Consider the following 14574-nt stretch of genomic DNA (forward strand, 5'->3'; position numbering starts at 1 on the left):
AGACCGTCGCTCCGGGCCTAGAGACACCGGTGGCTGACGCCACCGATAGACACTGTTTCAACCTCTCCGGACATAGGGACACCGGTAGCTCACGCCACCGGCACAGACTCTGTCTGCGCGCCGGCCAAGAGGGCAAGGAGAACAGTGCGTCGCTATCGCTTGGGGATCGTCGGTGCGTTCGGTTGACCTTCGGCGATTTGCGGCGGCAAGAAGTTCTGGCGGGTGATCTCCCAGTTGGACGGCGGCTTCTTGGGGATGAAGTTGCCCATGAATTGCTGCAGCCCGGCACCGATGGCGTTTCGCTTGACGTCGCTGAACTCGTAGTGATCCCATTGCGGGGCTAGCTTTTCATGAAAATTCGGCGCGTACATGATCAAGACTTCGGGCTCGAACGTCGCGCTCAAGACGACTTGCACCATCTTGTATTGCGCTCGGTCTTCCTGCCGTTTCGGCCAGGCTTGAATCAAAAAGGTGTTGGCTTTCGGCGACGGTTTCAACGTCAACCAATAGCGTTGCTTGATCTCCTGGGCGTCCAAGTTGAACACAAAGGGCAATGGGCTGTTGAAGATCTGTTGGCCTTGCATCTCCGGCGGCAGCGTTTGCACGTTGCACTTCTTCTCGCCGCGATCGTATTCAATCAACTCCACCCCGTTGCAAACCCAGTACTCACCAAACTTATTGGGGTTCGGTCCATACTGCGGCTTGCCGTCCTTCATGCCTTTATAAAACATCATGCTGTCGACCCGGAACAAGCCCTTGTCCGGGTTGGCGTATTTGATTTCGCCTTCGGCCTTGTGCGCGTGGATTCCCGCCGGGGCGGCCATCAAATCAAAGTGCCAGCGTTCGAATTTGCATTCGAGCGTCTTGGTGCCTTGGCTTTGCGTTTGCCAAGCCAACAACACCTGGTCCAACTGCGCTTGCTGCTGGGGCGTCAAAGCAGGAAACGGCTGTTGTGCGGCGGCGGGTTGGCCACCACCGGCGACCGCTTGTTGGGCTCCCGGCTGCTGTGCCTCGGCCTGCCGGGTAAAGAACATCGGCGTGGTGAACAGACAGCCGATGATTGCTGCACTGAACCATCGAAATGCGCGGCAACGGTTCGTACAACCGATCCCGTGTTCGCCGTTCCTGTTTTGTTGGTACGTCTTTCCCATGGCCAGCGGCACCATCCTTGGAGTCATTGATTGGTCAATTCATTCGACAAGAACCGCGTCAAAGTCCGCGGCCGCTGGCGTTGTAGCAAGTCCGGACGCTCCGCAGAAAGTCGGATTTGCCCGGCGCCGTCAGTTTTGCCACTCGCAAAGGCGTTGCTAGCAATTGGTTTTAGAGATTCCGATTGATCCGGTCATGAGTGACGGGATAGATGGCCGATGACAGAAGAGAAGCGGGCTGCGCAGAGTTTGCGTTTGCCGGCGGGTGGAAATTGAAAGCAAGGTACGCAGGACCGCCCCGGATTGCGGGAGGGAGTCACATGTCAAAACGAACCGTCTCTTTGGACGCCCCATCGGGCAACGCTGCGAAGCATTTTTTAGCGGCAGGGCGCGAGCCCTCCGGCGTTTTGGCAAAGATGAAGGACCGGAGGGCTCGCGCCCTGCTGCTAAAACCTCAAGAAACACATGGGGAAAATGCGTCACAGCGTTGCCCATTGGGTCTGTCACGTCGTTGGATACTGACCGCTGCAGCCGGCGGTGCGATGGCAGGACTTCGCTGGGCGGCACCGGGCTGGGCGACCGAGCCGCAGACCCCGGTCGCGGCCGGGTTGTCGGCAAAACCAGCGGTTGAACGAGTGACGCAGGTGGTTGAAAGTCAAATGATTCGGCTCGAGCCAGTCAGTTCGGATTTCGGCAGAACGATTGTCCGAGCGATCGCATCGGACCCGCGAGGCGAGTTGATCGCGGTCGCCGGCGATGATCATGCGATTCGAATCATGGACACGGCGCGGTTGGAAGTCCGCGCGACGCTGCAGGGGCACACGGACATGATTCAAACGTTGCATTTTGATCCCGCCGGCAATCGGTTGGTTTCGGCGGGCAACGATGGACAATTGATCATTTGGAATCGCGACGCAGATTTCGGTGTGATCCAGCGAATGCAGGGCACGCCGGCGCTGGCTTGTGTTCGTTTCTCGCCGGATGGTCGACAGATCGCCGCGGTCGGTTTCGAAAACAAAGTTTATCTGTTCACTCGCGGGAAACGCGCGGACCAACCCCAGGCGGAATGCGACTGCACCGACCTGCGTGCGGTTGACTATTCCGGCGATGGAAAGCTGTTGGCGGTCGCCGGACGCAGCGGCGATCTTCACTTGTTTGACCGCGCGACCAACAAACTGATCGACGACTATCAGATCCACACCGGTCGCATTCACGATTTGAAATTCAACGCGTCGTCGCCGGTCGTGGTCACCACAGGCGAAGACGGCTACGTCGTGATGTTTGATACCGACATCAAACGACCGATTGGTCGCATCGCCGTCACGACGGGCAAACTGTTTTCGGTGTGCATCTTGGATCGCGAACACCTGGCCGTCGCCGGCAGTGACAACATGATCCGCATTGTCAACGTGACGCTCGGTCGTGTCGTTGAAGAGCTGCGCGGGCACACCGGATCGATTGCCGCATTAGCGTCCAGCGGCGACGCTCTGTTTTCCGGCGGCTATGACGCAACACTGAAACGATGGGACCTGGGCGGATTAAAAGCTGGCCGGGAACGCATCGCCGAACGCAACAACCCGATCGATCGATAACGCAGACATCACCTTGAGCGGTTCTTTCACGCCGGGGGAGCGGCGAAAGCATCGACAACAACCGCTTGTGACCAGAGCAGAAACTCGGAAAAGCCCCCTTTTCCACTCGTACAGGCACATGGAGGTGCCGCGCTCGTGATTTGGAAACCCAAACGAATTCGCCGTTCATCACGGAAGCAACCGTCGGAAGTCAAGCGTCGTGCGCCTCGGCCACAACACTTGGAGCGACGTGAATTGCTGGCCGCTGATCCGATTCACGTCGGAGTCGTGTATCTGGAAACGGACTATCTGGAATCCGACAACGACGTGGGCAGCGATTCCCAGGGCGATCGTTTCATTCTGTCGTTCACCGGAGGCGCTGCGGACACCGAGTTGCAGCAACTGCGGATTAGCACCGACAAAGACGGCGATGGCATCTCCGTCGGCGATCCGATCTTTGACACCCAAGTCGGCGGCCGCGGAAAAAGCAACGCGCATGATTTCCAGATCATCAAGATCGAAACGCTCGACGGCCGTATCGCAACGGCGGAAGCCACGGTCGCCGATGGCGGGCAAGAGTTGGTCTTGAACCTGCAGAACTTCCGCGCCGGCGATCGATTGGAATTCACGATCGACGTCGACGAAGTCCTCCGCAATTCGCTGGATCTGGCCGTCTTCAACGATCGCTTGGACGTGATCACGTCGGGGCAGGAGTTTCAGGATTCGATTCTGGAAGCCGTGTTTGAAGCGCCGCACTATGAATCCGCCACCGCCGACGCGATCTTTTTAAATGATTACGGCGCGCCCCATCTGCAGCAGGGACTCAATTTGCCGCCGGACGAAGGCACCGGTCCGGACAGTCGCCCCAACCGTAGCGCCGCGGCGGTCGCCACAACCGCTCAAACGCCCAAGCCGGTTTCGATCAGCGGTGGCGTTTGGCTGGACAACAACTTGGACGCGATCTGGCAAGACGATGAGATCGGGCTCGCAGACGTCGAGTTGGCACTGTACGCGGCCGGTCTGAATGGCCAATATGTGGACACCGGACACCGAGTCCAAACCGACAGCTCCGGGGCCTACGAATTCGGGCGATCACTGAACCTGATGCCGGGGCAATATCGTGTGGCGCAGCGGCAACCCGACGGGTTGTTCAGCGTCGCCGCAGTTCCCGGGTCGGTTGGCGGTCAGGCGACGGGCGTGGTGACCAGCCTCGATGTCTTGTCGGCGATTCAAATTCCGCTCGGGGATACCGATGCGATCGAGATGAACTTTGCCGAAGCAGCACCGGCGGCGATCGGCGGATCGGTGTACCGCGACGACAACGACAACGGCGTCCGCGACCCGGGCGAAGAGGGGATCTCCGGCGTCACGGTACGGCTGGTTCCGATCGATACCATTGCGGCCCAAACCGTCAGCACGGCGATCACCGATGCCTCCGGAGCCTATTCGTTCGACGGGCTTGCGCCGGGGGTTTATGAAATCATCGAGGTGACCCAGCCGGTCGATTTTGTCGACGGGACCGATGCGGCAGGCACCATCGACGGGCAGATCGTCGGGGCGGCGGTGAACCCGGGCGACCAGATCCGCGACATTCGTTTGGACGGCGGCGACGTCGGCATCGATTACAACTTTGGCGAACTGGCGCTGGGTGAGCTTTCGGGTTATGTGTTTTTGGCTGCGCCGGGCGAAGACTGCGACGGTGCCCACACACCGGGGACCGATCAGCCGCTCGGTGGTGTGATCGTCGAATTGCAGACTCCCGATGGAAACGTGATCTCACGCGTGACAACGACGCCGATGGGGCATTACAGCTTCGACTCGGTCGCTCCGGGCACCTACCGCATTGTGCAGTACACGCCGTCACATCTGCTGGACGGTGCCTCCCATATCGGCACCATCGACGGCATCCACAGTGGAACGGCGAACGACGGAACGATGATCCAGAACATCATGCTGACGCCCGGCGGCGTCGGTGTGGAATACAATTTCTGTGAAATCGCCCCCGTCTCGCTTTCCGGCTACGTCTATCACGACCAATCCAACGATGGGCGGCGAGATGCTGGCGAAGCCGGTATCGGCGGCGCGATCGTGACGTTGATCGGCGAGGACGGCCAGATCGTTGCGACGACGGCGACCGACAACGAGGGGCGGTACGAATTCAACGACCTGCCACCGGGTGTTTACGAAGTCCGCGAAACACAGCCGAATGGATTCTTGGATGGAATCGACTCGGCAGGACGCGTCGACGGCGTCGCGGTCGGCCATGCGTCCGACGACTGGATTCGACTGATCGATCTTCCGCAAGGCTTGTCGGGCACGGAGTACAATTTCGGCGAACTCTTGCCCGCATCACTCTCGGGACTGGTGCACGCGGACCTGGATGGCGACTGCGTTCGCGATGAAAACGAAGTCGGCTTGGCCGGCGTGATGATTCGGTTGTTCGATGAAAACGGAACCGAAGTCGCGTCGGCGGTCACCAACGCGGAAGGCATCTATCGATTCTCTGATTTGATGCCCGGTCGCTACACGGTCGTGCAAGACCAACCAGAAGGCTACTTTGACGGCGGATCGAAACCCGGATCCGAAGGCGGCGTGGCGGACGAGAACCTGATCAGCGAGATCGAGTTGGAATCCGGCACGGTGGCAACGGACTACGATTTCTGTGAAGAACCGCCGACGAGTCTGGCCGGCTCGGTGCACGTCGACAGCGACGGCGATTGCGTCCGCGACGAAGACGAACGTGGCATCGCCGGCGTCACGATCGAACTGCGTGACGCAAGCGGGGCGCGCGTCGCGACGACAACCACCGACGAAAACGGCGACTACCGCTTTGACGGGCTGCGCGGCGGCGACTACAGCATCTTTGAAGTTCAACCGGCAGGCTATCTGCAAGGCGGCCAGACGCTCGGCAGCGCCGGCGGTGTCATCTTGGGCGTCGACTTGATGTCCGTTTCGCTGCAACCGGGCCAGGCCGCGGTCGACTACCTGTTTTGCGAATACGAACCGGGCACGCTGTCTGGAACGGTCTGGAGTGACAGCGACCAGGATCAGATTCACGATAACGACGAAGACCCGATCGGCGATGTGACCATCAAGCTGATCGACGAAAACGGCGTCACGTTGCGAACGACGATGACCGACGTGCAAGGTCGCTACGTTTTCGACCAACTGCCGCCGGGTGTCTACAGCGTCCGCCAGACGCAACCGGCGGACTACTTTCACGGCGGCCAACTGATCGGTGACCGGGGTGGCGTTGTCGCCGAAGAGGACTTGATTGCGGGCATCAACATCGGCAGCGGGGTCGATGCGTCCGATTACAGTTTCCCCGAAATCCCACCGGCGACGATCTCGGGGTTCGTTTTCATCGATGGTGACGTGATTGAAACGGAAGACCCGATCGCGGCGGAGGATTTGCGTCAGTATCGCAACGGAGTGTTCAGCAGCGACGATACGCCGATTGCAGGGGTCCGAATTGAGATTCGTGACGCCGACGGCGGCCGACTGAACGATGACGCATTCTTGTCCGGGGACGCCTCGGAGCATTCTGTCGTGATCACCGACAGCGAAGGAGTCTACGTGTTCACGGGACTGCGACCGGGCACCTACACCCTGTTCCAATCACAACCCGCGAATCTGACCGATTCGATCGACACGCCGGGCACGACCGGGGGCTTGGCGGTCAATGCGGCGGATCCATACACCGACGAACAAGCTCAGCTGATCGCATCCATCGAAGCCGCTCAATCTTTCGACGCGTTGTTGTCGATCAGCGTCGGCGCCGGAATCGAATCGCAGCACAACAATTTCAGCGAAGTTGTCATTGAAATTGTATTGCCACCGCTGGAGCCGCCTGTCGATCCGCCCGAATTGCCTCCGCCGTCCGATATCCTGCCGATCCCGGAAACGGTACGCCCCTCCGCCCCACCGCCACCGATCGAATCGTTTGACACCAAAACGATTTCGTTCAGCGTAGGCGAGGTCGCAGAGCGAACGGTGCCGCGTTTCATCGGCGAAGTCGACGCGGTGACGTGGCACCTGAGTGTGATCAATGGCGGTTACCCCCGAGGCACCGTCGCTTCGGGTAACCAATTCAAGGAAGTCGCGATGAAGCGAATGAGGCAGAATTGGTCCGAAGGTGACCACGCCGAAGGCGCTTGGAAGTTGTTGACGATCGAGGGCGAAGTTCGGCAAGAGAGCAAGCAGATGACGCTGGGAGCCGAAGACGCTGTCGCGTTGGTCGGCGATTTCAACGGCGACGGACATGACGAAGCTGCGGTGTACGTCGCGGGTCAATGGTTCGTCGATCTGAACGGCAACGGAGTCTGGGACGAGGGTGACCTGTGGATCTTGCTGGGGACGGCGATGGATCAGCCGGTCGTCGGCGACTGGGACGGTGATGGCAAAGACGACATCGGCATCTTTGGACGAAAGTGGGAACGCGACCTTCATCGCGTCAAATTGGACGCCGGCTTGCCGGATCCGTCCAACCGTTCGCGACGCTACCTGGAAAACCGCAAGACGCTCGGTTTGGTGTCGGCAAAACTGCGTGGCGAAGATCGCCCACGGAAGCTGCAGCGGGGTAGCGATGGCGAACTGCGGGCCGATGCGGTCGACCATGTTTTCCAATTCGGCGAAGACGTGGACACACCGGTTGCCGGTGATTGGAACGGCGACGGAATCGACCAAATCGGAACCTTCCGCGGTGGCACCTGGGTGTTGGATGCCGAAGGCGATGGACGTCGCAAAGCCGGTGAAACCACCTTTGACTTTGGCCAGCCCGGTGATCGTCCGGTCGTCGGCGATTTCGATGGGGACGGGATCGATGAAGTCGGTGTGATCCGCGGCAACACCTGGATCATCGACTCCGACAACAACGGCAAAATGACCGCCGATGATCTGCGAATCGAACTGCCGCCGGGCGACGCCGACGCCCAACCGATCGTCGGTGACTGGGACGGCGACGGCAAAGACGAACCGGGTTACTACCACCGGGCGGGGTGAGGTTAGGTTTCAGGTTTCAGGTTTCAAGTTTCAAGTTTCGGAATTTCCGCCTTCAGACGATGTCCGAGATTTTCTTGTCACCCATTTTCTTGTCTGACACTTTTCATTTCAAAATCCATTTTTCTGCCAACTCCCAATTCCCAACTGTCTTAAAACTTGAAACTTGAAACCTGAAACATAGAAACCTCGCCGTGGTGTTGTGTGGACCTGTGTTGCGAAAAGGCAACGCGTCGGTCGTGCGTGATCAACGCCTGATTGGCGTCAATGCGAGGCTTTATCGGATCTTATCGGCATCGGACGAGGGGACGCCGTGTTCGGCACGGATTCTGCATTGGCGAGACTGCACTTCTCGCGTCTCGTCCTTCGATTGCAGTCAACCGCCGATGCATTGCGTTACCCTTGCCGACCTCGCCGCCACGCTGTCCCAGCACGGACCTTCTTTACTGGAGTTGCGCCCGCGTGTTCCGTCCGCAACGATCATGCGTTACTGGACGGCCTCTCGCTCTCGCCATGAACTGTGGCACCGTGTGATGTCTCGTTATCGAGACGCCAAGAACGCAGGGAACTATGGGCGACTGGCGGACTGGTGGTCCGAGCATCGGGTGGTTCTCGAAGAGATCCTGGTTTCCGAACTGTTGACCCGCGTCGTGGCAGCGATCGGGGCGGAGACGGCGGCGACCGACGGCGCCGAAAACCATGAGAGCCACGAAAGTCTGGCCGCGGTCACGCACGGGATCTATCTGGGACAAATCGAAGCCAGCAATCGAGTGGCCCAAATCATCTTGGAATCCTGCGGTGCCCGTGTGGAAGACACCGTGCGTCTGAATCGATTGCGATACGGGGTCGAGCGCTGGACGGACTGGCTGATCGGCCGCGTCAGCGTGCATCGGGATCGATCGTTTCAATACAGCATCGACGCGGAACGATCCAAAACGTTCTACGACGAGGTTCGCGAGGGTGCCTCATGCACTCACCGAGACACCACGACGTGGTTGATGAATGCGGCGATGCGCGAGATGTTGGTCCGCCGCACCAGTGAAAACTCGGCGTTGGCCCACGCCAACCACGAAGTCGCCTCGGCCGCCCTGGCTCTGTTTCGGCCCGAGTTGTTTGACGACTATGGTGTACCGAAATCCGTTTGGTTGCACCGACTGCAAAAGGACGCCGCCAAGCTCAAGCCGTTTGACTTCGCAGGGGTCGGCGGTTGATAGCCGTTGATCGATCAGTCGTCGCTCGCCAAAATCTCCACACGCCCGGCGTGGCTGATCAGATCCAGGCCCGGAGGCGGCAAGAGGTCAGGCTGACATGTGCGGCGAGATGAAATGACGAATATGCCCACGGATGGCAGCGCGAACCCACGGATTTCTGGCACCCTGTCATCCGTGGGTTCGCGCTGCCATCTGTGGTTATTTTTTTCGATGGTTAAGCCTGATTAAATTGCTGGAGTACTTTGTCCAGTCAGTGTTGGCTGGCTGAAAGCGCATCTCACTGATTTCCGATCAACCGTCTACGAGGTGCGACCTGAAAACTCGGGTTTGGTGTCGACTAAGATTTCGAGAATGTCTCGGCGCATTTTCGGGGTCAGGTGTTCGAAGTCCGGTGAATCGTCTCGGCCTTCGAGGATCGCAAACAAGCGGGCGACGACTTGTTCGCGGACCTGCTTCGGCAACGCATCGAACGCGGGCGAATGGATCAGGTAGCTGCACGGGTACTTGAACAGTCGGGTTTGTAAATCAAAGTCGCGGAGTGATCGACCGCGAGAATCTTTGATCCCTCGCGATGCGAATTCCGCTTCGAAATCCGACGCTCCCTTCACCGCGTCGGTCAACTGGAACTCGTCGACCATCAGCAGATAGCGCAACACACGGTCGGCCGACGCTACGATCCGTCGCTGAGCACTTTCGCTGATATGATCCTTCGGCCGCTCCAGCAATTCATTCATCTGATAGGACTGGTACAGGGCCTGGCGAGTTTCGTAGTTGGCTGCCGCGATCGCATTGTGCATTTGCGTTTGGTGTTCCAGTACCATCAAGGCCACGATGTCGCTGTGCGGCGCGATGTAATCGTCGGTGTCGATGTATTCGTCCAGGTCGGATTGATTCGCGCCGGGATCACGATCGAACGTGTATTCATCGCCTTCACAAATCGTGTTGCCCATGTGACGCATCGCGCCATGTTTGCCGGTGACGTACCAGCCGCCCCAGCGCTGTTCGAAGGGGCTGGTGTGGTCGGTCAGGAACGTGCCACTGCCCAACTTGGGACGGCCCGCGGGGTCCGAGAAGACACTGCGGATCAAGTAGCCGGGAACCCCCTGCGTGCGACTGGAGGCGTGGCAGGACAAGCAGTTGCCGCGGTCACGAACGAACGACGGCTGGTCGTCCCGATCGGACTGTTTCAGGGTGTAAAAAATCGCACCCTGGTTGGCATCGGTCGCGGCAAACTCGAGCACGTCACCGTTTTGGCAATAGCCGACATAGACGTCTTCGTTAAAGTAAAGTGCGCGGGGCCGCCGTGGAGAAATGCGATGCAGTTGCAGACTGGTCTTGGAAAACACCAACGTTTGAGAGCTGGCCGGGACGTCCAGTGCTTCCAGCACCGATTGCAGGTACCCGAACTGGTCGTCGTAGCGGAGCGTCGTTTCGCCGGATTCAAGTTTCTTAGACAGTCGGGCGACCGGGTCATTGACCTCCGCATCGAGATAATTGATCGGCTCGCGTTCGAAATTACCCTGCTGTGCGAACGAATCGGAGACGCAGAACGTGGTCGTGAGAACGGTGACCAGAACGGCGATGGCACGCCGAGGACGCATTGACAATCTTCTGCGACACACGGGAAACTCCCTACAAACGTGAAAACGTGGCTTTCATCAACCCACTGCTACTTTGTCCGAATCGAAAATTGGCAAAGCACCGAGCCACCGATCAGGGTATATTTTAACATTCTGCACGTCAATGTGCACTATTTCGTCGTTTCCGTTTTTCGGGCAAATTCATGCTTTCCAAAACCGCCGAATACGCCCTTCGCGCCGTCGCTTGCATGGGGGGACAACCTGGGGAACCCGCCTCGGCGGACCGCCTGGCCGAGCAGACGAAGGTGCCGCGTCGCTATTTGACCCGCGTGCTCCAGGATTTGGCCGCGGCCGGTCTGGTGCGATCGCGACCTGGGCCGGGAGGCGGGTATGAACTGAGCCGCTCGACCGACGAGTTGACGATTCTGGACGTGGTCAACACGGTCGCCCCGATCGAGCGGATTCGCCGCTGTCCGCTGGGGCTGAAGTCGCACCACAAGCTCTGTCCGCTGCACGCCGAACTCGACAAAGCCTACGCGGCGACCGAAGCCGCGTTTGCCGGCGTGACGATCAAAGCGCTCGTCGAATCGACCAGCGAGATCATCCCGCTGTGCGAATCCAAATAGTGGCGTAAGCTTCCAGCTTGCGATCCCAGCCAGTGGAGTAAGCTTCCAGCTTGCGATCCCAGCCAGTGGCGTAAGCTTCCAGCTTGCGATCCGGAAGTCACGCACAGCGTGACCTACACCGCTTGAGCCGCCTCCGCGATGTCTTTGAGCATCGCGTCGAAGGCTTCCGATGGTTCGATCTCGGCGTCGATCGTCAGCGCCAACAGTGGCCGCTTGGCGATCCGGTCGGTCTGCAACTTGACCAAATCTTTTTGCGTGCAGACCAGATACAACACGTCATCCAAACGGTCGGCCCAGCGATTGAGTTGCTCGATCGTGTCGCGATCGTATTGGGCATGATCCGGCAGCACCTTTTCGGCGACGACTTCGGCGCCCACGTCTTCGACGGTTCGGCGGAAGGCGGCGGGATTGCCGATGCCGCTGATCAATGCCACACGCTGACCGCCCAACGCGTCGACGGGCGTACGTTGATCGGGGTGCTGCAGCAAACCGCTTGGTCGATGATTCGAACGCAGGACCAACAGGTCTCGATTGCACAAACGGATCGTCTCCATCACCGCCGCAATGTCTTCTTCGGCGACTTGATCACACCGCGTCAAGATCGCGACATGCGCGCGCCCCAAGCTGGCGATCGGCTCGCGCAACAATCCGCGGGGCAACAGGTGTCCGTAACCGAACGGGCACGTCATGTCGATCAGGACGATGTCCAGGTCACGATGCAGCCGGCGATGTTGGAATCCGTCGTCCATCAGAATCAGTTGCGATTCGAGTTCTTCGACCGCGATCCGGGCGGCCTCGACGCGATCGGGGTTTTGCACCTGGGGGACGTCGGGCAACCGTTGGTGCAACTCGGCGGCTTCGTCATTTTCATCCGCATCGCCTCGACCATAGCCGCGCGAAACGATCGCCACGCGGACGCCGTGCTTGCGGAACCGCCTTGCCAAGTCAGCGACGATGGGGGTCTTTCCCGTTCCACCGGTCGTCAGGTTGCCGATACTGATCACCGTCGCGTCGCAGCGTTGGACGCCGTGGCCTTGGTCGAAGCGGCGATTTCGCCGCGCCACGACGATGGCGTAGGGAACCGCCGCGGCCGAGAACCCGGCTCGTATCAGCCCGGCGAACAGACCGCGACGTCGGCCGCTCATGATCGATCGATAATCCAACGCGGATGACTGAGGGTGTTGGCGGAGCGGGAGTCGGGAACGGGTTGGGCGACGCGTTTAGGGGTGACGCAGATCTTAGCGGGTCGCGACCGTCTTGAAACAGCCTGCCAGGAGGGTGACTTTAAACACCGCGTGAAATCCCGCGATCAGTCGGGTTGCCGAATCCAGTGGCGGGGACGCTCGGCGGCACCGCTGCCGGCCTGGTCGTCCGGGGGCGGCAGTTGCGACAGCACCGAGAAGTCACCGGATTGGGTGATTCGAGGGGGTTGACCGTGCGCCGCCGAGCTTGCCAGTTGGGCGCCGGGAGGGTTGGCGGAGGCGACCGATTTGGGTGCGGCGGCGTCAGCCAGCGAAGGGAGCTCGCCGATCGCATTCTGGTAGACCCATTGTTTGCCATCGGGGGAGATGGCTGCGGGAGGGACGCTATCGGTGTGCAGCCCCGCGATCGATTGATCCACGTACCGGGTCTCGGCGAATACGCGTTCCAGTTCGGCCAGCCGCTGCGTTTCCTCGGGGCTGGTTGATTGATCGGCGACCGCTGCGGTGGCGTTGAAACGGTTTTCGTAGAAGGGGTCTCGATCCACCGGCACGGCCAGATCCTGGTAGGTGAGCGGCAATTGTCGCGGTTGGGTCGACCGTGCCGGTGGCGAATAGTCCGTCCGCGGGTCGTAGACGACGGGGACTTGGACGTCTTCGGTCACCTCTCGGACCAGCATCTCGATCGACGCGTCGTCGAAGGGATCGGACTTGGTTTGCTTGGCCACATCGTCGATGGCGGAGGCATCGGGCAGCGTTGGCTTGCGAAACGGCAGTGAGAAGAGGATCCCGCCGCCCAGAATCAGAATTCCGAGAGAGGTGCGTCGCACGCGAAAACCTGGGGCTGGAGAGGAAACGGAGAGGACTCACCGCCGGAGCGGGTGAGGTTGGGCCAGTTTCTTCCATGATGGTCAAGGCGCTTCGTGCGATTGAATCCTTTCGTCACGTCCGACACCTGCGGTCCAGCCTGGTCGGGTATTTCCGCCGGAGGATCGAAGCCGCCCCCCGGTCCTGACGGTTGGGAAAACAGTGCGGCATCGGCGAGGGCTGTGCCCTACGAAAAACGGCTCGCCGATGATACGCTTTCCCGTTTCACACACGCCCCCTGTTTGAACAGAGCCATGGAAGCTGGGATTGTCGGATTGCCGAACGTTGGCAAGAGCACGCTTTTTAACGCGTTAACGAGCTCGCAGGCCGCCCAAAGCGAGAATTACCCGTTTTGCACGATCGAACCCAACGAGGGGATCGTCAACGTTCCCGACGAACGTTTGGGGCGGATCACGAAGTACATCGTTCCCCAAAAAACGATCCCGGCCGCGCTCAAGTTGGTCGATATCGCGGGGATCGTCAAAGGTGCCAGCGACGGCGAAGGTTTGGGCAATAAATTCCTCAGCCACATTCGTCAGGTCGACGCAATCGTGCAAGTCGTACGCTGTTTTGAAGACGCCGACGTGATTCACGTCTCGGGCGCAGTTGACCCGCTGGCCGACATCGACACGATCGAAACCGAACTGGTTCTGGCGGACCTTCAAACCCTGGAAAACGCCCTCGCCAAAGCCCAGCGGACGGCCCGCAGTGGCGACAAAGAGGCGAAGATTCGGGTGGTGGCGATCGAAAAATGCAACGCGCATTTGGAATCGGAGCAGCCCTTGCGAACGCTGAATTTGACCGAACCGGAAGCCAAAGCGATTCACAGCTTTGGATTGATGACGGCCAAACCGATCTTGTACGTCGCCAACGTGGACGAAAACGACTTGGAAGGAAACGATCCGCTGGTGGACAAGGTTCGCCAGCACGCCGAGACGTCGGGTGCCAACGTGGTCTGCGTCAGCGCGAAACTGGAAGCCGAATTGGCGGAGCTGGACGACGCCGATCGCGATGAAATGTTGGCCGATGTGGGGCTCGAAGCGCCGGCGCTGAGCACGATCGCGCAGGCCGCCTACAAGACCTTGGGGTTGCAAAGCTACTTCACCGCGGGCGAAAAAGAGGTCCGGGCCTGGACCATCCCCGTCGGTGCGACCGCTCCCCAGGCCGCCGGCGTGATTCACAGCGACTTCGAAAAGGGGTTCATTCGCTGCGAGGTCTACACCCTCGACGACTTGGAAACCTACGGCAGCGAGAAAGAAATTCGCCAAGCCGGTAAACTACGCGTGGAGGGGAAAGACTACGTTATGCAAGACGGTGACATTTGTCATTTCCTTCACAAAATCTGATTCGGCCACCCTCAACCACGAAGCTCTT

9 protein-coding genes are annotated in these 14574 nt (G+C 59.6%); 5 read left to right on the plus strand and 4 right to left on the minus strand.

The features are described 5' to 3' along the window. Positions 1-152 precede the first annotated feature (152 nt). A complete protein-coding gene (locus NZK35_RS31325; protein ID WP_259636477.1) occupies positions 153-1178 on the minus strand; it encodes a TIGR03009 domain-containing protein in 1026 nt (341 codons plus the stop codon). A 290-nt stretch (positions 1179-1468) separates the two neighbouring features. Here NZK35_RS31325 and NZK35_RS31330 point away from each other — a divergent pair, with 290 nt between their 5' ends. The 3 genes from NZK35_RS31330 (at position 1469) to NZK35_RS31340 (ending at position 8928) form a co-directional block, all read left to right on the plus strand. After that, the gene (locus NZK35_RS31330; protein WP_259636478.1) at positions 1469-2740 is read left to right on the plus strand and encodes a WD40 repeat domain-containing protein; all 1272 of its coding nucleotides are present in this window, start codon (positions 1469-1471) and stop codon (positions 2738-2740) included. Positions 2741-2896: 156 nt separating this feature from the next. After that, positions 2897-7720, plus strand: coding sequence for an SdrD B-like domain-containing protein (locus NZK35_RS31335; RefSeq protein ID WP_407699858.1), 4824 nt, complete (start codon positions 2897-2899; stop codon positions 7718-7720). A 530-nt stretch (positions 7721-8250) separates the two neighbouring features. After that, positions 8251-8928 carry a hypothetical protein gene (locus NZK35_RS31340; protein ID WP_259636480.1) on the plus strand — a complete coding sequence of 226 codons (678 nt, stop codon included), beginning with the start codon at positions 8251-8253 and terminating at the stop codon, positions 8926-8928. 299 nt (positions 8929-9227) lie between these two features. Here the strand turns inward: NZK35_RS31340 and NZK35_RS31345 are convergent, their stop codons facing one another. Next, complete coding sequence (locus tag NZK35_RS31345) at positions 9228-10529, minus strand: hypothetical protein (RefSeq protein ID WP_259636481.1); 1302 nt, start codon at positions 10527-10529, stop codon at positions 9228-9230. A gap of 182 nt (positions 10530-10711) precedes the next feature. Between NZK35_RS31345 and NZK35_RS31350 the strand changes: the two genes are divergently transcribed. After that, a complete protein-coding gene (locus NZK35_RS31350; protein ID WP_095738279.1) occupies positions 10712-11134 on the plus strand; it encodes an RrF2 family transcriptional regulator in 423 nt (140 codons plus the stop codon). Positions 11135-11247: 113 nt separating this feature from the next. Here the strand turns inward: NZK35_RS31350 and lpxK are convergent, their stop codons facing one another. Beyond that, entirely contained in the window at positions 11248-12279 is a 1032-nt protein-coding gene (gene lpxK, locus NZK35_RS31355; RefSeq protein WP_259636482.1) for a tetraacyldisaccharide 4'-kinase, read from the minus strand. A 164-nt stretch (positions 12280-12443) separates the two neighbouring features. After that, positions 12444-13163, minus strand: a complete 720-nt coding sequence (locus NZK35_RS31360; RefSeq protein ID WP_259636483.1) for a hypothetical protein — start codon at positions 13161-13163, stop codon at positions 12444-12446. 291 nt (positions 13164-13454) lie between these two features. On the opposite strand from NZK35_RS31360, the gene ychF reads away from it, so the two are divergent. Then, positions 13455-14546 (plus strand): redox-regulated ATPase YchF, encoded by a 1092-nt coding sequence (ychF, locus tag NZK35_RS31365; RefSeq protein ID WP_259636484.1) that lies wholly within the window; start codon positions 13455-13457, stop codon positions 14544-14546. Positions 14547-14574 lie beyond the last annotated feature (28 nt).

Origin of the sequence: Stieleria sedimenti (assembly GCF_025060895.1) — a bacterium.
Classification (GTDB): Bacteria; Planctomycetota; Planctomycetia; order Pirellulales; family Pirellulaceae; genus Stieleria; species Stieleria sedimenti.

Bases quoted from the DNA above. Each gene is read 5' to 3' on its own strand.
- NZK35_RS31345 (WP_259636481.1), bottom strand. From the start codon at position 10,529: ATGCGTCCTCGGCGTGCCATCGCCGTTCTGGTCACCGTTCTCACGACC.
- NZK35_RS31325 (WP_259636477.1), bottom strand. From the start codon at position 1,178: ATGACTCCAAGGATGGTGCCGCTGGCCATGGGAAAGACGTACCAACAA.
- NZK35_RS31350 (WP_095738279.1), top strand. From the start codon at position 10,712: ATGCTTTCCAAAACCGCCGAATACGCCCTTCGCGCCGTCGCTTGCATG.
- lpxK (WP_259636482.1), bottom strand. From the start codon at position 12,279: ATGAGCGGCCGACGTCGCGGTCTGTTCGCCGGGCTGATACGAGCCGGG.
- NZK35_RS31330 (WP_259636478.1), top strand. From the start codon at position 1,469: ATGTCAAAACGAACCGTCTCTTTGGACGCCCCATCGGGCAACGCTGCG.
- ychF (WP_259636484.1), top strand. From the start codon at position 13,455: ATGGAAGCTGGGATTGTCGGATTGCCGAACGTTGGCAAGAGCACGCTT.
- NZK35_RS31340 (WP_259636480.1), top strand. From the start codon at position 8,251: ATGTCTCGTTATCGAGACGCCAAGAACGCAGGGAACTATGGGCGACTG.